Annotated in this window: 18 protein-coding genes; 13 read left to right on the forward strand and 5 right to left on the reverse strand. The window is 65.7% G+C overall.

Annotated elements, in window-relative coordinates:
• Position 1 precedes the first annotated feature (1 nt).
• A complete protein-coding gene (locus tag ACZ48C_RS11450; protein ID WP_464781175.1) occupies positions 2 to 535 on the forward strand; it encodes a rhodanese-like domain-containing protein in 534 nt (177 codons plus the stop codon).
• Positions 536 to 541: 6 nt separating this feature from the next.
• Here the strand turns inward: ACZ48C_RS11450 and ACZ48C_RS11455 are convergent, their stop codons facing one another.
• The gene (locus ACZ48C_RS11455; protein ID WP_424547262.1) at positions 542 to 1,180 is read right to left on the reverse strand and encodes an exopolysaccharide biosynthesis protein; all 639 of its coding nucleotides are present in this window, start codon (positions 1,178 to 1,180) and stop codon (positions 542 to 544) included.
• A 140-nt stretch (positions 1,181 to 1,320) separates the two neighbouring features.
• Here ACZ48C_RS11455 and ACZ48C_RS11460 point away from each other — a divergent pair, with 140 nt between their 5' ends.
• Positions 1,321 to 2,250, forward strand: coding sequence for a DMT family transporter (locus ACZ48C_RS11460; RefSeq protein WP_464781176.1), 930 nt, complete (start codon positions 1,321 to 1,323; stop codon positions 2,248 to 2,250).
• Positions 2,251 to 2,329: 79 nt separating this feature from the next.
• Entirely contained in the window at positions 2,330 to 3,553 is a 1,224-nt protein-coding gene (locus ACZ48C_RS11465; protein WP_464781177.1) for an OpgC family protein, read from the forward strand.
• Here ACZ48C_RS11465 and ACZ48C_RS11470 read toward each other — a convergent pair.
• Entirely contained in the window at positions 3,534 to 4,184 is a 651-nt protein-coding gene (locus tag ACZ48C_RS11470) for a TetR family transcriptional regulator C-terminal domain-containing protein (protein WP_119256849.1), read from the reverse strand. The genes ACZ48C_RS11465 and ACZ48C_RS11470 overlap by 20 nt on opposite strands.
• Positions 4,185 to 4,459: 275 nt before the next feature.
• On the opposite strand from ACZ48C_RS11470, the gene ACZ48C_RS11475 reads away from it, so the two are divergent.
• The 3 genes from ACZ48C_RS11475 to ACZ48C_RS11485 all read left to right on the forward strand — a co-directional run bounded on the left by ACZ48C_RS11475 (position 4,460) and on the right by ACZ48C_RS11485 (position 7,612).
• Positions 4,460 to 5,710, forward strand: coding sequence for a Zn-dependent hydrolase (locus ACZ48C_RS11475; protein ID WP_464781178.1), 1,251 nt, complete (start codon positions 4,460 to 4,462; stop codon positions 5,708 to 5,710).
• 73 nt (positions 5,711 to 5,783) lie between these two features.
• Positions 5,784 to 7,238, forward strand: a complete 1,455-nt coding sequence (hydA, locus tag ACZ48C_RS11480) for a dihydropyrimidinase (protein ID WP_464781179.1) — start codon at positions 5,784 to 5,786, stop codon at positions 7,236 to 7,238.
• On the forward strand, positions 7,238 to 7,612 hold the full coding sequence (locus ACZ48C_RS11485) for a hypothetical protein (RefSeq protein WP_464781180.1): 375 nt from the start codon (positions 7,238 to 7,240) through the stop codon (positions 7,610 to 7,612). Before hydA ends, ACZ48C_RS11485 begins: the two co-directional genes overlap by 1 nt.
• Before the next feature lie 26 nt (positions 7,613 to 7,638).
• Here ACZ48C_RS11485 and ACZ48C_RS11490 read toward each other — a convergent pair whose 3' ends face one another.
• Positions 7,639 to 8,052 (reverse strand): cupin domain-containing protein, encoded by a 414-nt coding sequence (locus tag ACZ48C_RS11490; protein ID WP_454632121.1) that lies wholly within the window; start codon positions 8,050 to 8,052, stop codon positions 7,639 to 7,641.
• Between the two features lie 134 nt (positions 8,053 to 8,186).
• On the opposite strand from ACZ48C_RS11490, the gene ACZ48C_RS11495 reads away from it, so the two are divergent.
• From ACZ48C_RS11495 to ACZ48C_RS11525, 7 genes are all read left to right on the forward strand, one after another.
• A complete protein-coding gene (locus tag ACZ48C_RS11495) occupies positions 8,187 to 8,981 on the forward strand; it encodes an ABC transporter ATP-binding protein (protein WP_424547281.1) in 795 nt (264 codons plus the stop codon).
• 41 nt (positions 8,982 to 9,022) lie between these two features.
• Positions 9,023 to 9,907 (forward strand): ABC transporter permease, encoded by an 885-nt coding sequence (locus ACZ48C_RS11500; protein WP_464781181.1) that lies wholly within the window; start codon positions 9,023 to 9,025, stop codon positions 9,905 to 9,907.
• Positions 9,904 to 10,773 carry an ABC transporter permease gene (locus ACZ48C_RS11505; RefSeq protein ID WP_464781182.1) on the forward strand — a complete coding sequence of 290 codons (870 nt, stop codon included), beginning with the start codon at positions 9,904 to 9,906 and terminating at the stop codon, positions 10,771 to 10,773. The genes ACZ48C_RS11500 and ACZ48C_RS11505 overlap by 4 nt, the downstream gene beginning before the upstream one ends.
• 22 nt (positions 10,774 to 10,795) lie before the next feature.
• Complete coding sequence (locus tag ACZ48C_RS11510; protein WP_318909766.1) at positions 10,796 to 11,788, forward strand: ABC transporter substrate-binding protein; 993 nt, start codon at positions 10,796 to 10,798, stop codon at positions 11,786 to 11,788.
• A gap of 349 nt (positions 11,789 to 12,137) precedes the next feature.
• Positions 12,138 to 13,298: an efflux RND transporter periplasmic adaptor subunit gene (locus tag ACZ48C_RS11515; protein ID WP_464781183.1), complete on the forward strand. Its 1,161-nt coding sequence runs from the start codon at positions 12,138 to 12,140 to the stop codon at positions 13,296 to 13,298.
• 121 nt (positions 13,299 to 13,419) lie between these two features.
• Positions 13,420 to 16,731, forward strand: coding sequence for an efflux RND transporter permease subunit (locus ACZ48C_RS11520; protein ID WP_464781184.1), 3,312 nt, complete (start codon positions 13,420 to 13,422; stop codon positions 16,729 to 16,731).
• A 152-nt stretch (positions 16,732 to 16,883) separates the two neighbouring features.
• On the forward strand, positions 16,884 to 17,567 hold the full coding sequence (locus ACZ48C_RS11525) for a Crp/Fnr family transcriptional regulator (protein ID WP_464781185.1): 684 nt from the start codon (positions 16,884 to 16,886) through the stop codon (positions 17,565 to 17,567).
• 115 nt (positions 17,568 to 17,682) lie between these two features.
• Here ACZ48C_RS11525 and ACZ48C_RS11530 read toward each other — a convergent pair whose 3' ends face one another.
• Both ACZ48C_RS11530 and ACZ48C_RS11535 read right to left on the reverse strand, forming a co-directional pair.
• A complete protein-coding gene (locus ACZ48C_RS11530; RefSeq protein WP_424547272.1) occupies positions 17,683 to 18,318 on the reverse strand; it encodes a Urease operon accessory protein in 636 nt (211 codons plus the stop codon).
• Positions 18,319 to 18,328: 10 nt separating this feature from the next.
• Complete coding sequence (locus ACZ48C_RS11535) at positions 18,329 to 18,754, reverse strand: lysozyme inhibitor LprI family protein (RefSeq protein ID WP_119256835.1); 426 nt, start codon at positions 18,752 to 18,754, stop codon at positions 18,329 to 18,331.
• Positions 18,755 to 18,875: the final 121 nt, after the last annotated feature.

The raw sequence follows: 18,875 nt of genomic DNA on the forward strand, positions 1-18,875 counted from the left end.
CATGACCGCATCCATGTCCCCGAAAGACGCCGCCCTGTGGCTCGCCTCCGGCGAGGCCGTGCTGGTCGACGTGCGCGAACCGGACGAGTTCCGTGCCGAGCACATCGCCTGCGCCGCCTCGATCCCGCTTTCTTCGCTCGGCCGCACGCTTGCCGACGCGCAGATACCTGCCGACCGCAAGATGATCTTCCAGTGCCTGAAAGGCGCGCGCGGCGAAGCGGCCTGCCGGACGGCCGAAGCGGCCGGCGCAGGCCATGCGGTTTACAATCTCGAAGGCGGTATTGCCGCATGGAAGGAAGCCGGCCTGCCCGTCGTCGGCGGTGCCCGGTCGGCGGCGATCCCGCTCTTCCGGCAGGTCCAGATCGCGGTCGGCATCCTGATCGTCGCTCTGGTGGCACTGGGCTTTTCCGGCCTGACCGCCGCCTTCGCCCTTGCCGGCGTCATCGGCATCATGTTGGTCTTCGCCGGCACCACGGGCTGGTGTGGCATGGCGATGTTGCTGGCGCGCATGCCCTGGAACCGGCAGCCGGCCTGATGCCCCTTACCCGAAGATGTTGAAGCTCTGCCCCGCGCTATAGGCGAGGAAGGCGAGCGCCGTGAAATAGACGATGGTCAGCGCCACCATTGCGTAGCCGGCGAGCACCACCAGCCCGTCGCGCTGCGAGATGCCGGCGGCGAGCAGCAGGATGGCGACGCCCGGCAGCGTGTTGGAAAAGGGAATGAGCCCGAGCGGCGCCATCAGCAGCAGCCCCGCCCCCATCAGCGCCAGCCCGTTGATCCGGTTCATCACGGCGCCCGTCGTCACCGAGGCGAAGCGCGGCTTGAAGAAGCGGTCGATCCGGCGCAGGAACGTCACGCCGCGCTGGAGCACCGGCCGCAGCCGGCCGCTTTCCAACCGCCGGTCGGCGACCTTTTCCGGCAGCCAGGGCAGCCGGTTCAGCGTGATCGCCGCGCTGATCAGCACGATGCCCGCGCCGAAGACGGTGGAGACGCCGGGGATCGACACGGGAAAGAGGAAGGGCAGCGACAGGAAGGCGCAGAGCAGAAGGAGACCGCTTTCCCCCATCATCGTGAGAAGGTCGCGCAGCGTGATGTGCTCGCCCCGGATCGAATGGAGGATGTCCTCGAGCAGCTCGCTCGTCTTGCGGTCGGTATCCTTGAAGCCGATGGCTGCCGTCATGAACTGTCCTTTGCCGTGCCGCGTGTCTGTGGGCGGGGAATGCGGCTTTCCTATGGGCTCTGGCGCATCCTCTCGCCCAAGGCTATGAGCAACGGGGCGGGAGGCGGGCAAGCCGCGCCGCAGACGATAGGATGATTTTCTTGACGAAGCGTATGCCGGCCCCGGCGGGCCTTTCCACCCACGCCAGGGGCCATGAGAAGCTGAAGGGCCATCTCGCCATGCTGCTCTTCGCCGTGCTGATCGCCGGCTCCTTCTCCTTCGGCGGGCTCGCGGCCCGCTACATGAAGGCCGAGCCGCTGATGCTCTGGCGCTATATCCTGACCATCGTCGTCATGGCCGTGCTCGCCTTCGGCGTCTTCCGCGTGCCCACGGCCCTGCCGAAACAGGCGTGGCGCTTCCTGCTGCTCGGCGGCCTCATCGCGGCCTATATGCTGACCATGTTCATGGCGCTGGAATTCACCAGCCCCGTCGCCACCGGCGCGGTCTTCACCCTGATGCCGCTGCTGAGCGCCGCCTTCGCGCTGCCGGTGCTCGGCCAGCGCACCAGACCGGGCGTGCTGGCTGGCCTCATCATCGCCGCCGCGGGCGCGGTCTGGGTGATCTTCCGCGGCAATGTCGATGCGATCCTCTCCTTCGATGTCGGCACCGGCGAGATGATCTTCTTCGTCGGCGTCATCTGCCATGCGCTCTATGTGCCGCTGATCCGCCGCTTCGACCGGGGCGAGCATGCCGTCGCCTTCGGCTTCTGGGTCACGGTGGGCGCGACGCTCTGGCTGATACCGCCCGGCATAAAAGGCCTCGTCCAGACCGACTTCTCGGCCCTCCCCCTCACCGTCTACGCTGCCGTCGCCTATCTCGCGGTCGTCACCACGGCCCTCACCTTCCTGCTGCTGCAATATGCCTCGATGCGCCTGCCGGCCTCCAAGCTGCTCGGCTACGGCTACCTGACGCCGAGCTTCATCATCCTGCTGGAAGGCCTGCTCGGCCATGGCTGGGCGAGCCTGCCGGTGCTGGCCGGCGCGCTGGTCACGGCCTGCGGCCTCGCGCTGATGGCTTTCCTGCCCGACTGAATTTTTTTCGGAACGATCCGCCGCCTCGCGCGTTGCCGCCCTGTTGGGGCGCACCTTGAGCAGCGACGGAGTGCGCATTTTGAAGCGATTTGAGATCATCGATGGCATGCGGGGCTATTTCCTCGTCTTCATGCTCATCAACCACCTGATATTCGTCGGCGGCTACTGGATGATGGAGGTGAACCACCGTCAGTTCGCCTTCGTGGAGGACGCGCAGGGCTTCGTCTTCCTCTCGGGCCTGCTGATCGGCATGGTCTATGCCCGCAAGATGCTGAAATACGGCTACGACACCGGGCGCCAGCTCATCCGCAACCGCGCCTTCGAGCTCTACCGCTATGCCATGGGAACGGTGATGGCGGTGCTCGTCGTGCAGATGTTCCTGCCCGATGCCTACCGGCTCTGGTACAACTGGCTCGGCACCACCAATTTCGACGTGCCGCTGCGGCTGGCGGCCATCGCCACCTTCCTCTTCCAGCCGACCTTCATGGATATCCTGCCGCAATATATCGTCTACATGATCTTCGCGCCGCCGCTCGTCTGGCTGTGCCTGCAGGGCAAGTGGGCGCATGTGCTCGCCGGCTCGCTGATCGCCTGGATGGCCGCGCAGCTCGGCCTGCAGCGCTTCGCCACCGAGCCGCTGAACGCCCTCGTCACCGGCGCCGACGGCCAGGGCATCCGCGCCAGCTTCAACATGCTCGGCTGGCAGATCGTCTTCTTCTCCGCCATGGTGATCGGCGTCCTCACCGCGCAGAAGAAGATCGACTGGCAGGCCATCTTCTCGCCGGAGAAGACATTGCTGCCCAAGGCCGCGCTCGCCATCTGCCTGTTCTTCCTGCCGCTGCGCATCGTCACGGCCTGGGACCTGTTGCCGCAAGCCGTGCTCGACAAGTTCGCGACGATGGAGATCCGCGCCGATTTTGGCCCGGTCTACCTCCTCAACTTCGCCGCCGTCGCGACGGGCCTCGCCTGGCTGCTGATCGCCGGCCCGAAGCATCACAATGCCTTCGTCCGCTCGCTTGCCCGCGGCGTGACGGCGGTCTTCACGCTGCGCTTCCTGCGCCTGCTCGGCCGCCATTCGCTGCAGGTCTATGTCTGGCACGTCGCCATCGTCTATGCGGTCTATTACGCGGATGGCCGCACGCCCGCGCTTTCGCAGCTCACCAAGACGACGATCGCGCTGGTGTGCATCGCGCTGCTTCCCCTGCCCGCGCTCTGGCGCGAACGCGAGCAGATCGCCGCCAGCCTCTTCGGCCAGCCGAAGGCCGAACCGGTGGAAACGAAGTCTAGATCTGCTGCTCGCTGATATTGAGCCCGGCGACGAAAAGCTGTTCGAGGAAGCGCGCCGCATCCTCGAACCGCCCCTCGCCGGACTGCCCCTGCCCGAGCACTGCGCGCACCTGCACGTCGAAGTCGGCATAGTGCTGCGTGGTCGACCAGATGGAGAAGATGAGGTGGTAGGGATCGCATTTGGCGATCTTGCCGGCCTTCGCCCAGCTGCGGATGACCTCCGCCTTCTCGTCCACCAGCGCCTTCAGCGGCCCCTTCAGCTCATCCTCGATATTGGGCGCGCCCTGCAGGATCTCGTTGGCGAAGAGCCGGCTTTCACGTGGGAAATCCCGCGCCATCTCCAGCTTGCGGCGGATATAGCTGCGGATCTCCGAGACCGGATTGCCGCCCGCGTCGAACTCGCGCAACGGATCGAGCCACGTGTCGAGGACGCGGGTGATCAGCGCCCGGTGCATCGCCTCCTTGGTGCGGAAATAATAGAGGAGGTTCGGCTTGGACATGCCGGCGACCTCGGCGATCTGGTCCACCGTCGCGCCGCGGAAGCCGTGCAGCGAAAAGACCTCCAGCGCCGCTTCGAGTATCTGCTCTTCCTTGGCTTCCTGGATGCGCGTGCGCCGCTGTGTCCTCGCCGCCCTCGGTAGTGCCATCGTGCCCCCTCGGCGTCCTCCGCCGCGCGGAAAAGTGCCGTCAAATTCACCAGTTTAACCAGCCGCCATTTTCTTGGCGCTCACCAAAGGTTTTTGGTTTTTCGGCTTGAGTGCCGCAACGGAAGCTGTAATGTTTACCAACCGGTCAAATTATCAGACAGTTATCAAGTAAAGGCAACTGCTCTGAACGGACGGCGCAAAAACAACAATCGCGCTGCCGGCCGGTGGGAACAAAATGGGGCCTCAAAGAGCCCGAAGACGTGGGAGCATACGACATGGCCGCACCCGGCGAGAACATGCGTGTCAACGCGGACCGCCTGTGGGATTCCCTCATGGACATGGCGAAGATCGGCCCTGGCATCGCCGGCGGCAACAATCGCCAGACGCTGACCGATTCAGACGCCGAGGGCCGGCGCCTCTTCCAGACATGGTGCGATGACGCGGGCCTGACCATGGGCGTCGACACGATGGGCAACATGTTCATGACGCGCGCCGGCACCGATCCGGACGCCCTGCCCGTCTATGTCGGCTCGCATCTCGATACCCAGCCGACCGGCGGCAAGTATGACGGCGTGCTCGGCGTGCTCGCGGGCCTGGAGGTCGTGCGCTCGCTGAACGATCTCGGCATCGAAACGAAGCACCCGATCGTCGTCACCAACTGGACGAACGAGGAAGGCGCCCGCTTCGCCCCCGCCATGCTCGCCTCCGGCGTCTTCGCCGGCGTGCACACGCAGGACTACGCCTATGGCCGCAAGGACCCGGAAGGAAAGACCTTCGGCGACGAGCTGAAGCGCATCGGCTGGGTCGGCGACGAGGCGGTCGGCGCGCGAAAAATGCACGCCTATTTCGAATACCACATCGAGCAGGGACCGATCCTCGAAGCCGAGAAGAAGGAAATCGGCGTCGTCACCCACTGTCAGGGCCTGTGGTGGCTGGAATTCACGCTGACCGGCCGCGAGGCGCATACCGGCTCGACGCCGATGGCGATGCGCGTCAATGCCGGCCTTGCCATGGCGCGCATCCTCGAAATGGTGCAGACGGTCGCCATGGAGAACCAGCCGGGCGCCGTCGGCGGCGTCGGCCAGGTGTTCTTCTCGCCGAACTCACGCAACGTGCTGCCCGGCAAGGTCGTCTTCACCGTCGATATCCGCTCGCCCGACCAGAAGAAGCTCGACGGCATGCGCGCCCGCATCGAGGCGGAAGCCCCGAAGATCTGCGAGGCGCTCGGCGTCGGCTGCTCCGTCGAGGCGGTCGGCCATTTCGACCCCGTCACCTTCGACCCGACCCTCGTCGCCACCGTCCGCAAGGCCGCCGAGGACCTCGGCTACAGCCACATGAACCTCATCTCCGGCGCGGGCCACGACGCCTGCTGGGCCGCAAAGGTCGCCCCCGCCACGATGATCATGTGCCCCTGCGTCGGCGGCCTCTCGCACAACGAGGCGGAGGACATCTCGAAGGAATGGGCCGCCGCCGGCGCGGACGTGCTGCTCCATGCGGTGATCGAGACGGCGGGCATCGCCGAGTGATCCTCAGCCGCCCGGCCAGCCGGGCGGTTCCACGCGTTGCGTGCACGAAAATCAAGACAGGGAACGGACCAACATGAGCACAGTCATCAAGGGCGGAACCATTGTCACCGCCGACCTGACCTACAAGGCGGACGTCAAGATCGAGGGCGGGAAGATCGTCGAGATCGGGCCGGACCTTTCCGGCGACGAGGTGCTGGATGCGGCGGGCTGTTATGTCATGCCGGGCGGCATCGATCCGCATGTGCATCTCGAAATGCCCTTCATGGGCACCTATTCGGCCGACGATTTCGAGAGCGGCACGCGGGCCGGCCTTGCCGGCGGCACGACCATGGTGGTCGATTTCTGCCTGCCCGATCCCGGCCAGTCGCTGCTCGACGCCTTGAAGCGCTGGGACAACAAGTCGACCCGCGCCAATTGCGACTATTCCTTCCACATGTCCGTGACCTGGTGGGGCGAGCAGGTCTTCGACGAGATGAAGACCGTCGTCGAGGAAAAGGGCATCAACACCTTCAAGCACTTCATGGCCTACAAGGGCGCGCTGATGGTGAACGACGACGAGATGTTCGCCTCGTTCCAGCGCTGCGCCGCGCTCGGCGCGCTGCCGCTCGTCCATGCGGAGAACGGTGACGTCGTCGCCGCCATGCAGCAGAAGCTGATGGACGAGGGCAACAACGGGCCGGAGGGCCATGCCTATTCCCGACCGCCCTCCGTCGAGGGCGAGGCGACGAACCGCGCCATCATCATCGCCGACATGGCGGGCGCCCCGCTCTATGTCGTGCACACCTCCTGCGAACAGTCGCACGAGGCGATCCGCCGCGCCCGACAGAACGGCATGCGCGTCTATGGCGAGCCGCTGATCCAGCACCTGACGCTGGACGAGAGCGAATATTTCGACAAGGACTGGGACCACGCCGCCCGCCGCGTCATGAGCCCGCCCTTCCGCAACAGGCAGCACCAGGATTCGCTCTGGGCCGGCCTTGCCAGCGGCTCGCTCCAGGTGGTGGCGACCGACCACTGCGCCTTCACGACCGAGCAGAAGCGCACCGGCATCGGCGATTTCCGCAAGATCCCGAACGGCACCGGGGGCCTGGAAGACCGCATGCCGATGCTCTGGACGCACGGCGTCAACACCGGCCGCCTCACCATGAACGAGTTCGTGGCCGTCACCTCCACCAATATCGCCAAGATCCTCAACGTGTATCCGCGCAAGGGCGCGATCCTCGTCGGCGCCGATGCCGATATCGTCGTCTGGGACCCGAAGCGCAGCAAGACCATCTCGGCGAAGAACCAGCAATCCTCCATCGAATACAATGTCTTCGAGGGCAAGGACGTGACCGGCCTGCCGCGCTACACGCTAACGCGCGGCGTCGTCGCCGTCGAGGAGAGCACGGTCAAGACCCGCGAGGGCCACGGCCAGTTCGTCAGGCGCGAGCCCTTCACGGCGGTCAACAAGGCGCTCTCCACCTGGAAGGAGATCACCGCGCCGCGCAAGGTGGAGCGTACCGGCATTCCGGCGAGCGGCGTCTGATGGGCGCCGGCCGTTCGCTTCCCGCTCTTCTGTTCGGCATCGTCCTCGCCGGTCCGGCGGGGGCGGCGGCCGTGGTCGACGGCAGCTATGGCGACAAGGAAGGCTGCCTCTATTCCGAAACCGGCGAATCCTCGGGCAGCGACATCTTCTTCCTTCTCAACAGGGAAGGCGTGACCACCGCCGTTTCCTACTGCGCGTTCAAGGGTGCCGGCCGGAAGGTGGGCGGCGCGACGGTGATATCCGCCGAATGCCACGAAGAGGGCGCGACCGAGGCCACGCCCTACGAGATGACGCTGACGCCGGACCATGGCGGCTACACGGTCGGCTTTGCCGACGGCACGCGCTGGGGGCCGCTGATGCGGTGCAAGAAGTGACGGGTGGGCATCCGGCATATAGACGCCTACGCGGGAACCAGCGCATCGAGATGCGGCAGAAGCACCACGCTCTCCTGCTCGTGGGGATCTGTCCGGGCGACGACGGCGCAGACCGGCGCGTCGGAGAGATTGGCGGGAAGATGCGGCACGCCGGCGGGAATGTAGAACATCTCGCCCGCCCTGACGATCACATGGTTCTCCAGCCGCGCGCCGTACCAGGTATGCGCCTCGCCGGAGAGCACGTAGATCGCGGTTTCGTGGCTCTCGTGCAGATGCGCCTTCGCCCGCCCGCCCGGCGGGATCGTCAGGAGATGCATGCAGATGCCGGAGGCGCCCACCGTCTCACGGGCAATGCCCTCGAAATAGCTGAACCCCTGCTTTCCGTCATAGGTTCCGCCCGGGCGCACCACCCGGCATTCGGCCGTCGTTTCCACCGCCATCGCCTCCTCCACCGATCCCAGCGTGAGAATTCCGTGCCTAAAGTGATACCGCAGACAATGCCGATTGCAATGCCGGGAACGGACATGCAGTCTGCCGAAAACCGCGCCCTTGCAGGTGCCGAAAGATGACCCGTATGTCCTCGTCCGATACCGTCGTCTCCGCGAAAGATCTCGGCCTGACCTTCCAGACGGCCGACGGCCCCGTCACGGCGCTTTCCGACGTCAACCTTTCCGTCGAGAAGGGCGATTTCGTCTCCTTCATCGGCCCGTCCGGCTGCGGCAAGACGACGTTCCTGCGCGTCATCGCCGATCTCGAAAAGCCGACATCGGGCGCGATCACCGTCAACGGCATGACGCCGGAGGAAGCCCGGCGGCACCGCGCCTATGGCTATGTCTTCCAGGCCGCCGCGCTCTATCCCTGGCGCACCATCGAGAACAACGTCGCCCTGCCGCTCGAAATCATGGGCTATTCCAAGGAGGATCGGAAGGCGCGCATCGAGCGCACCCTCGATCTCGTCAACCTTTCGGGCTTCGGCAAGAAATACCCCTGGCAGCTTTCGGGCGGTATGCAGCAGCGCGCCTCCATCGCCCGTGCGCTCGCCTTCGACGCCGATCTCCTCCTGATGGACGAACCCTTCGGCGCGCTCGACGAGATCGTCCGCGACCACCTCAACGAACAGCTGCTGAAACTCTGGGCCGCGACGCGGAAGACCATCTGCTTTGTCACGCACTCGATCCCCGAGGCCGTCTATCTCTCGACGAAGATCGTCGTCATGAGCCCCCGCCCCGGCCGCGTCACCGACGTGATCGAATCCCCGCTGCCCAAGGACCGCCCCCTCGGCATCCGTGAGACGCCGGAATTCCTCGAGATCGCGCATCGCGTTCGCGAGGGCCTGCGTGCCGGACACAGCTACGAGGAGCACGCCTGATGACGTTCTCCTCCGTCCCTTCCCCGTCGCGGAGCTGACCCATGGAACAGGCAAGTTTCCTTCGCGACCGCCTGCTTCCGATAGGCACCGTCCTTATCGCCCTCACCGCTCTCTGGTATGTCTTCGCCGCCGTGCTCAATGCGCCCTTCGAGCGCGACACCGCGGCGCGGGCCGGCGGGACGATCGGCTTCATGGAGCTGCTGCCGAAGACCATGGCGCAGGAGCGGCCGGTGCTGCCGGCGCCGCACCAGGTCTTCGCCGAGCTCTGGGACACCACCGTCAACAAGGCGATCACCTCCAAGCGCAGCCTCGTCTATCATGCCTGGGTCACGCTGTCGGCGACGCTGCTCGGCTTTGCCATGGGGGCCCTGCTCGGCATCCTGCTCGCCATCGCCATCGTGCACAACCGCGCCATGGACCGCTCGCTGATGCCCTGGGTCATCGCCAGCCAGACGATCCCCATCCTCGCCATCGCGCCGATGATCATCGTCGTGCTGAACGCGGTGGGCATTTCCGGCCTGATGCCGAAGGCGCTGATCTCGACCTACCTGTCCTTTTTCCCCATCGTCGTCGGCATGGTGAAGGGCCTGCGCAGCCCCGAGCAGATCCAGCTCGACCTGATGCACACCTACAACGCCTCCCCGGCGCAGACCTTCTGGAAGCTGCGCTGGCCCGCCTCCATGCCCTATCTCTTCACCTCGCTGAAGGTGGCGGTCGCGATCTCGCTGGTCGGCGCCATCGTCGGGGAGCTGCCGACGGGCGCCGTCGCCGGCCTCGGCGCGCGCCTCCTCGCCGGCTCCTATTACGGCCAGACGGTGCAGATCTGGGCGGCGCTCTTCATGGCGGCGGGCGTTGCGGCGCTGCTCGTCATCATCGTCGGCATCGCGCACAATCTCGTCCTCAAGCGCATGGGGGCACGGGCATGAATGCATCGATCCTGATCGCCGCCGTCGTCTTCTGGCTCGCCGCCTGGGCGTTCAACGAATGGCTGGTGCGCCGGAAATTCCTGAACCCCGCCGCCGACCGCGCCGCACGCCTTGCCGTGCCGCTGATCTTCGGCGCCACCATCCTCGTGCTCTGGGAAGGCATCGTCCGGGGCTTCAACGTCCCCTCCGTCCTGCTGCCGCCGCCGAGCATGATCTGGACGCGGCTCATCGGCTCCGTGCCGACGCTCTGGGCGGATTTCCGCCAGACCTTCCTGAAATCCGTGCTGGTCGGCTATGCACTCGGCTGCGGCCTCGGTTTCCTCGTCGCCATCCTCATCGACCGCTCGCCCTTCCTGCAGAAGGGCCTTCTGCCGCTCGGCAATTTCGTGTCGGCTTTGCCGGTCATCGGCGTCGCACCGATCATGGTCATGTGGTTCGGCTTCGACTGGCAGTCCAAGGTCGCCGTCGTCGTCATCATGACCTTCTTCCCCATGCTGGTGAACACCGTTTCCGGCCTTGCCGCCACCAGCCACATGGAGCGCGACCTGATGCGCACCTATGCCGCCGACTGGTTCCAGACGCTGGTGAAACTGCGCCTGCCGGCCGCCTGGCCCTTCATCTTCAATGCCCTCAAGATTAATTCCACGCTGGCCCTCATCGGCGCCATCGTGGCCGAGTTCTTCGGAACGCCCATCGTCGGCATGGGTTTCCGGATCTCCACGGAAGTGGGCCGCATGAATGTCGACATGGTCTGGGCCGAAATCGCGGTCGCCGCGGTGGCTGGCTCCGTCTTCTACGGGATCGTCGCGCTTGTCGAGCGGGTCGTCACGTTCTGGCATCCGTCTGTCCGCGGTGGACAGGCTTAACAAGAAGAAAGAGGGAACTGACATGAAAACGAAGATCGCATCGCTGCTTGTGGCAAGCGCCTTCTCGCTTGCCGCGTTCCAGGCCGGGGCCGCCGACAAGGTGACGCTCCAGCTCAAATGGGTGACCCAGGCCCAGTTCGGCGGCTACTATGTCGCGAAAGACAAGGGCTTCTACGAGGAAGAGGGCCTCGACGTCGAGATCAAGCCGGGCGGCCCGGACATCGCCCCCGCGCAGGTGATCGCCGGCGGCGGCGCCGATGTCATCGTCGACTGGATGCCCTCGGCGCTGGCAACGCGCGAGAAGGGCGTGCCGCTCGTCAACATCGCCCAGCCCTTCAAGTCCTCGGGCATGATGCTGACCTGTCTGAAGGAATCCGGCGTCAAGGGCCCGGACGACTTCAAGGGCAAGACGCTCGGCGTCTGGTTCTTCGGCAACGAATATCCCTTCCTCTCCTGGATGAGCCACCTGAAGATCCCGACCGAGGGCGGGCCGGACGGCGTGACCGTCCTCAAGCAGGGCTTCAATGTCGATCCGCTGATCCAGAAGCAGGCCGCCTGCATCTCGACCATGACCTATAACGAATACGGCCAGGTCCTCGATGCCGGCATCAAGCCGGAAGACCTCGTCACCTTCAAATATGAGGACCAGGGCGTCGCGACGCTGGAAGATGGCCTCTACGTGCTGGAGGACAAGCTCAAGGATCCGGCCTTCAAGGAGAAGATGGTCAAGTTCGTGCGCGCCTCCATGAAGGGCTGGAAATATGCCGAGGAGCATCCGGACGAGGCCGCCGAGATCGTTCTGGAGAACGACTCGACCGGTGCGCAGACCGAGGCACATCAGAAGTTCATGATGGGCGAGGTCGCCAAGCTGACCGCCGGCTCCAACGGCGCGCTCGACGAGGCCGACTACAAGCGCACCGTCGAATCGCTGCTCGCCGGCGGCTCCGATCCGGTCATCTCCAAGGAGCCGCAGGGCGCCTGGACGCACGAGATCACCGACGAAGCGCTCAAGTAATCAGTGACTTGCCGGATATTTGCGACGTGCGGGGCCCTGCGCCCCGCACGTTTCGTTTTGAGGTATCGTCCCGGCATCCTTCCGCCGCCATGGAAATGCCAAACACCTAAAATAATGAGGCACCATTTCGTTACCCCTTGTAAGCGCTGGAAACGCCGATTACATAGACCGCGCAGTTGGAACCTGGAGAGGCCGGAAGCCGTTCCGCGTCCGCCATACTGGCAGGAATAAGTCCGGCATAATCAAAAGAAGAGCGCCCGGACCAAGATCATAAAGTCATGCTTTTGGGAAAGTTCGGCCTATGGCTTCTGGACACAGGACAGTTCTCTCTTTTTCCGTCGCTGCATTCATGACGGCCGCGCCTGCCCTCGCCTTTGCCGCCGATGCGTCGACGGGCGATGCCTCCGGGCAGGAACAGACGCAAAATCTTCCGGCAATCGTCGTCACCGCCGCTGAAAAGCGCCCCGTCGTCGACCGCGTGATCGCCACCGGCACCGTCCAGGCGGTGGAGGAGGTCTATGTGACGCCGCTCGTCGATGGCCTTTCCATCCGCACGCTTGCCGCCGATGTCGGCGACCGCGTGGAGGCGAACGGCACGCTGGCGACGCTCAACGACGACGCGCTCGTCCTGCAGAAGAGCCAGACCGAGGCCTCGCTGGCGAAAGCAAACGCCGCCCTCGCGCAGATCAAGGCCCAGCTCGTCGAGGCGAAGGCCAATGCGGACGAGGCCGTGCGCGCCCGCGACCGCGCCCAGCGCCTCGTCAAGTCCGGCTCACAGTCACAGGCGAATGCCGATCAGGCCGTCGCCACGGCCGATGCCGCGCTCGCCCGCGTCAATTCCGCCGAACAGGCGATCGCCGTTTCCGAAGCCGACATCAAGGTGGCGCAGTCGCAGATCGACGACATCGACCTGAAGCTTGCCCGCACCGCCGTCAAGTCGCCGGTCGCCGGCGTGGTTTCCGCCCGCACGGCCAAGATCGGCGCAATCGCCAGCGGCGCCTCCTCCCCCCTCTTCACCGTCATCCGCGACGGGGCCATCGAACTGAAGGCCGACGTCTCGGAAGACGCGATCCTCAAGCTCGCGCCGGGGCAGAAGGCGACCGTCACGCTCGCCGGCGGCGCGGCGAAGCTCAAGGGCGACGTGCGCCTCGTCGAGCCGACGCTCGACGCGCAAAGCCGGCTCGGCCGCGTCTATATCCGCTTCGACGAGCCGGGCAAGGCGCGCGCCGGCATGTTCGCGAGCGCGGAGATCGTCATCGAGGAACGGCAGGGCATCGTCCTGCCGCTTTCCGCCATCACGACGGCGGACGGCAAGACGGTGGCCCGCAGGGTGGAGAACGGCGTGGTGAAGCTGGTCCCAGTGGAAACCGGCATTCAGGACGGCCAGGTGATCGAGATCGTCAGCGGTCTTGCGGCCGGCGACGAGGTGGTCGCGAAGGCCGGCGCCTATGTGCGCGACGGCGACCGCATCAACCCGGTCCATGCCGAGGAAGCCTCGGCCACGAAATGACGGGAGGCCCCGCAGGTCGCGGGGCTGCGATGCCGGGCTGGGGCGCCCGGCGGCATGACGGACGATCCGGGGCGGATCGCTCCGAGGGAACGTCCGGTCTCGCAAAGAGGATTTTGGGGACATGAATTTTTCAGCCTGGTCCATTCGCAACCCGATTGCGCCGCTGCTCGCGTTTTTCCTGCTGCTCTATGTCGGCATCCAGTCGTTCTATTCGCTGCCGATCACGCGGTTCCCGAATATCGACGTGCCCGTCGTCGCCATTTCCGTGACGCAGAGCGGCGCCGCGCCGGCCGAGCTCGAGGTGCAGGTCACCAAGGAGATCGAGGACGCGGTTGCCGGCATCGAGGGCGTCAAGGACATCATGTCCACCGTCACCGACGGCAGCTCCGTCACCTCGGTGCTTTTCGAGATCGAGAAGCCGACCAATCAGGCGCTGCAGGACGTCAAGGACGCCATCGACCGCATCCGCAGCGATCTGCCGGCCTCCATCGAGGAGCCGGTCGTCACCAAGATCGACGTCGAGGGCCAGGCGATCCAGACCTTCGCCGTCTCCTCGCCCAACATGACGCTGGAAGAGCTGTCCTGGTTCGTCGACGACAAGGTCAAGCGCGCCCTGCAGGGTCAGCCCGGCATCGGCAAGATCGACCGCTTCGGCGGCGCCGACCGCGAGGTGCGCGTCGACCTCAATCCCGACAAGCTGGAATCCTTCGGCGTCTCCGCCGCGGACGTGAACCGGCAGATCCGCAGCATGAATGCGGATGCCGGCTCCGGCCGCGGCCAGATCGCCGGCGCCGAACAGGCGATCCGCACGCTGGGCGACGCCCGCTCGGTGGAAAAGCTCACCAACACGATGATCGCGCTGCCGAACGGCCGCTTCGTGCGGCTCTCCGAGCTCGGCAAGATCAGCGACACCTATGAGGAACCGCGCTCCTTCTCGCGCTTCAACGGCACCCCGGTCGTGACCTTCGCGGTCTTCCGCTCCAAGGGCGCCAGCGAGGTGACGGTGGCCGAATCCGTCGCCAAATCGCTCGAAAAGGTGCGCACGCAATATCCGAACGTCTCCATCGAGATGGTCGACGATTCCGTCTACTTCACCTACGGCAACTACGAGGCGGCGCTTCACACGCTGATGGAGGGCGCGCTGCTCGCCGTCATCGTCGTGTTCCTCTTCCTGCGCAACTGGCGGGCGACGCTGATTTCCGCGGTGGCGCTGCCGCTGTCGGCAATCCCCACCTTCTTCGTCATGGACCTTCTCGGCTTCTCGCTGAACCTCGTCTCGTTCCTGGCGCTGACGCTGGCGACCGGCATCCTCGTCGACGACGCCATCGTGGAGATCGAGAACATCGCGCGGCATATCCGCATGGGCAAGACGCCCTACCGGGCCGCCATCGAAGCCGCCGACGAGATCGGCCTTGCCGTCATCGCGACGACCTTCACCATCATCGCGGTCTTCGTGCCGGTCTCCTTCATGCCGGGCATTCCGGGCCAGTATTTCATCCAGTTCGGCCTGACGGTCGCCGTCGCCGTGTTCTTCTCGCTCATGGTGGCGCGCCTCATCACGCCCGTCATGGCGGCCTATCTCATGCGCTCCGGCGATGCGGACGGCCATGGCGAGGAGAAGGAAGGCGCCTTCATGCGCTTCTATACCTGGCTCGTCAGCAAGACGACGAGCAGGTGGTATGCCCGCTATGCGACGCTGCTTGCGGCCATCGCCTTCCTCGTCGCCTCCGTCGCCCTGCTCTCCACCGTGCCCGGCAGCTTCCTGCCGCCGGAAGACGCCTCGCGCGTCGTGCTCTCGGTCGAGCTGCCGCCGGACGCCATGCTGGACGACACGGATCGCACCACGACGCAGATCTACGACCGCATCAAGAACATCGACGGCGTGCAGAGCGTCTTCGTGCTCGGCGGCTCCTCGCCGAAGGGCGACCTGGAACTGCGCCGCGCCTCCGTCACCGTCATCCTCGACAAGCTGGAGCATTCGCTCACCCACAAGCTGGTGAACGACGTGCTGGGCCGCATCCCCTTCATCGGCCCGTACCTGCCGAAGATGGAGGCCAAGGGCCGGCTGCGGCCGCAATGGGATATCGAGAAGGAGCTCTTCGCGACCCTGCGCGACATTCCCGACGTGCGCATCATCAAGCTCAACGACCGCGGCGAGCGCGACCTTGCCTTCAACCTGCTCTCCAACGACGAGGCGGCCCTCAACGATACCGTCGCGGTGCTGGAATCCAGGCTGCGTGCCGATCCGCTGCTCGCCAATGTCAGCTCGGAAGGCTCGCTGCCGCGGCCGGAGCTGCAGATCCGCCCGCGCGACGACCAGATGGCCCGCTTCGGCATCACCACGGCGCAGATCGCCGAGATCGTGCGCGTCGCCACCATCGGCGATATCGACTCCCAGCTCAGCAAGGTCTCGCTCGACGACCGCCTCATTCCGATCCGCGTCCAGGTCGACCGCAGCTTCCGCACCGACCTTGCCGCCATCCGCAACCTGAAGATCCAGACGGCGGCCGGCCAGTTCGTGCCGCTCTCCTCGGTCGCCGACATCGACTATTCGGAAGGACCGAGCTCGGTGAAGCGGCATGACCGCAACCGCGTCGTCTCCATCGGCTCCGACCTCAGGCAGGGCGTCGCCCTCGACACGGCGACCGCCCGCTTCAAGGAGATCGCCTCCGGCATCGACATGCCGCCGACCGTGCAGTTCGCCGAAAGCGGCGACGCGGAGGTGCAGGCGGAGATGCAGCAGTCCTTCGGCAACGCCATGCTGCTCGGCCTGCTGCTGGTGCTGATGGTGCTGATCCTGCTCTTCAAGGACGTGATCCAGCCCTTCACCATCATCCTCTCGCTGCCGCTCGCCATCGGCGGCGTGGCGGCGGGCCTCATCCTGACGCAGAACGCGCTCTCCATGCCCGTCCTCATCGGCATCCTGATGCTGATGGGCATCGTGACGAAGAACGCCATTCTGCTCGTCGACTTCGCCATCGAGATGATGCACCACGGCATGGAGCGCGTGCATGCGATGATCGAGGCCGGCCGCAAGCGCGCCCGCCCGATCGTCATGACCTCCATCGCCATGTCAGCAGGCATGCTGCCCTCGGCGCTCGGCGTCGGCGAAGGCGGCTCGTTCCGCTCGCCCATGGCGATCGCGGTGATCGGCGGCATCATCGTCTCGACCGTGCTCTCGCTCGTCGTCGTGCCGTCCTTCTTCCTCATCATGGACGACGTCTCGCGATTCCTCGGCTGGCTCTTCGGCCGCTTCGTCGGCAGAAAGGATGACGAGCAGCTCGCCATGAAGCCGGAAGACCTCACCCGCCTTGCCGACCAGACCGCCCGCGACGTCGCCGATCTCGAAAAGCGGATCGACACGCTCGAAAGGAAGAACGGCGAGCGCAAGCCCTTCAGCGTGGTGCATCACTCGCCGCTCGCAGCCGAATAGGCGCCACCCGCCGAAATAAAACGGCCGGCCCTCGCAAAAGCGGGCCGGCCGTTTTCGTTGTTTGATCGAAATCAAGCAAGCCTGGCCGATCCTCGACTATCGTTCTTCCATCCAAGACCACAGGATGCCTGCGGGAGCCCGGAGTGAGATCGATGAACAGGCTGATGAAACCCGGTGCACGGGAACGCGAAACTCTGCTGAACGCCGGCCTTCTTTCCATGCTCGGCGTGGAGAGCGTCGCGGCGATGATGGAGATCGCGGTGATCGGCAACCTGCCGGCGCGCCAGATGCTGTTCCGCGAGGGCGAGCCCGCCGACATGCTGCATTGCGTGCTCTCGGGCTATATCCGCGTCTACAAGCTCGACCCCGACGGGCGTGAGGCCGACGTGGAGCTCTACGGCCCCGGCGACGTGGTGGGCGCCAGCGTCATGCTGGAGGGCGGGCGCTACCCGGCCACCGCGCAGGCGGCGGAACCGTCGCTCATCGCCCGCTTCGATCTGAAGCGCGTGCGCGACATCGCCGCCCGCCGGCCCGATCTTGCCATGGCGCTGGCCACAACCCTTTCCAGCCAGCTCGGCCGGGCCTTCGCAAGCCTTTCCGACGACCGGCTGCACACCGCGCCGCAACGCGTCGCGCGCTACCTGCTCTCCCATTGCTCGGTGGACGGCAAGCCTTCCAGCTTCCGCCTGCCCTACCAGAAGAGCCTGCTTGCCGGAAAGCTCGGCCTCGCGCCGGAAGCGCTTTCGCGCGCCTTCTCGCTGCTGCGCGGCCACGGCGTCAGCGTGCGCGGCCGCCTCGTCCATATAGGCGATCCCGAGGCATTGCGGCGCGTCTGATCAAAGCCCGCCCTCGACCCTGAGGACATCGACGATCCAGTCGACCGTCGCTGCGCTTCATGTCGAATTAGACGGAGAGGCGCACGCGCATGTGCCCGGCATCCTATAGACGGGATCAGCTTCTCCGGCAGGCGGAAGGAGGATCGAGACGGTCGAGGCGGCCAGCGGCGATGCGGGCGTCCACCCAGCGCCGCTCGGCGGCGAAGGGATGCCACATCCAGCCCTCATGGCCGAAACCGGCAAGGGATACATGGTCGCCGGCCCCGGCCACGCTGTCGAGCACATGGGCGATGACGATAAGCCCGGAACTCGGCACCACATAGGGCGCCGGGTCGAAGACCCGGAGCGAGGCGACGACCGCGTGATGCACGGCGGCGGGAACAACCTTCAGGCGCCGGCCCGTCATCTCGGCGAAGGTGCGGAAGCCGTCGGTATGGTCGTCGCAGAAATCATCGAGGTCCGGGTGGCTTTCGGCAAGCGGCGCACGCAGCGCGGCGAAGACCTCCGAGGCGCGCACGCACCAGATTTCCCCGGCCTGCCGCACGGTCTCGCTCGCCTTCCATCCTCCGCCGGCAAGCATCTCCATCGCCGGGCGGCCGGTATTGCACACGGCGACGACGTCGGTCTTGCGGCCGCCGCGCCCCGCCGAGCGGCACCCGTTGAAGCGGATCACCATATCCGCGGCGTCGATCGTTCCCGCCACCCCGTCCGGAATGTCGCCGTTGCCGACGATGACGATCCTGCGCGACACCGATGCCCCCTCAGTTTTCCTGCTCGTAGACGGCTTTCAGCTCCTCGGTGCGCTTGCGCGTGAGGTCGGCAAGACAACCGGAAACCAGCAGCGGCTCCATGGAGCCGCCGCGCGCCTCGAAACCGGCAAGCTCGCACTGGCCGTCGCGATAGCCGATCCATGCGCGCTGGGCGTTCTTCAGCGCGTTGACGGCGCCGACATATTGCTCGCCCATGCCGCGGGCGTCCGCGTCCATCGTCTGCGCCGCGGCCATCGCCTTGCGATAGGCGACGTTGAGCGCCTTGTCGGCCTCCTCATAGTCGCGCCGGGCGCAAATGTTCATATCCGCCTGGGTCATGGCGTTGTCGCAATCGACCTCGGGCTCTTCCGCCTGCGCCATGGCGAAGGCGGATGAAAGGAGGAGTGCCGCGGACGCGAGAAGAAGGTGGCGACGCATCTCAGGGCCTCCCCATCATGCATGGACGCAGACCGTGGATTTCCCGATTGCCGACAAAGGGGATGAGCCGGACCGTGCCGGTCCGGAGGAGATTGGAATGGTAGTGGCTGCCGACCTGGCT

The sequence above is a fragment of the Shinella sp. 1A1 genome (assembly GCF_055379515.1).

What these genes read in the sequence shown, in the direction of transcription:
- ACZ48C_RS11450 (WP_464781175.1), top strand. Translation starts at nt 2, where the DNA reads ATGACCGCATCCATGTCCCCGAAAGACGCCGCCCTGTGGCTCGCCTCC.
- ACZ48C_RS11455 (WP_424547262.1), bottom strand. Translation starts at nt 1,180, where the DNA reads ATGACGGCAGCCATCGGCTTCAAGGATACCGACCGCAAGACGAGCGAG.
- ACZ48C_RS11470 (WP_119256849.1), bottom strand. Translation starts at nt 4,184, where the DNA reads ATGGCACTACCGAGGGCGGCGAGGACACAGCGGCGCACGCGCATCCAG.
- ACZ48C_RS11475 (WP_464781178.1), top strand. Translation starts at nt 4,460, where the DNA reads ATGGCCGCACCCGGCGAGAACATGCGTGTCAACGCGGACCGCCTGTGG.
- hydA (WP_464781179.1), top strand. Translation starts at nt 5,784, where the DNA reads ATGAGCACAGTCATCAAGGGCGGAACCATTGTCACCGCCGACCTGACC.
- ACZ48C_RS11485 (WP_464781180.1), top strand. Translation starts at nt 7,238, where the DNA reads ATGGGCGCCGGCCGTTCGCTTCCCGCTCTTCTGTTCGGCATCGTCCTC.
- ACZ48C_RS11490 (WP_454632121.1), bottom strand. Translation starts at nt 8,052, where the DNA reads ATGGCGGTGGAAACGACGGCCGAATGCCGGGTGGTGCGCCCGGGCGGA.
- ACZ48C_RS11495 (WP_424547281.1), top strand. Translation starts at nt 8,187, where the DNA reads ATGTCCTCGTCCGATACCGTCGTCTCCGCGAAAGATCTCGGCCTGACC.
- ACZ48C_RS11500 (WP_464781181.1), top strand. Translation starts at nt 9,023, where the DNA reads ATGGAACAGGCAAGTTTCCTTCGCGACCGCCTGCTTCCGATAGGCACC.
- ACZ48C_RS11505 (WP_464781182.1), top strand. Translation starts at nt 9,904, where the DNA reads ATGAATGCATCGATCCTGATCGCCGCCGTCGTCTTCTGGCTCGCCGCC.
- ACZ48C_RS11510 (WP_318909766.1), top strand. Translation starts at nt 10,796, where the DNA reads ATGAAAACGAAGATCGCATCGCTGCTTGTGGCAAGCGCCTTCTCGCTT.
- ACZ48C_RS11515 (WP_464781183.1), top strand. Translation starts at nt 12,138, where the DNA reads ATGACGGCCGCGCCTGCCCTCGCCTTTGCCGCCGATGCGTCGACGGGC.
- ACZ48C_RS11520 (WP_464781184.1), top strand. Translation starts at nt 13,420, where the DNA reads ATGAATTTTTCAGCCTGGTCCATTCGCAACCCGATTGCGCCGCTGCTC.
- ACZ48C_RS11525 (WP_464781185.1), top strand. Translation starts at nt 16,884, where the DNA reads ATGAACAGGCTGATGAAACCCGGTGCACGGGAACGCGAAACTCTGCTG.
- ACZ48C_RS11535 (WP_119256835.1), bottom strand. Translation starts at nt 18,754, where the DNA reads ATGCGTCGCCACCTTCTTCTCGCGTCCGCGGCACTCCTCCTTTCATCC.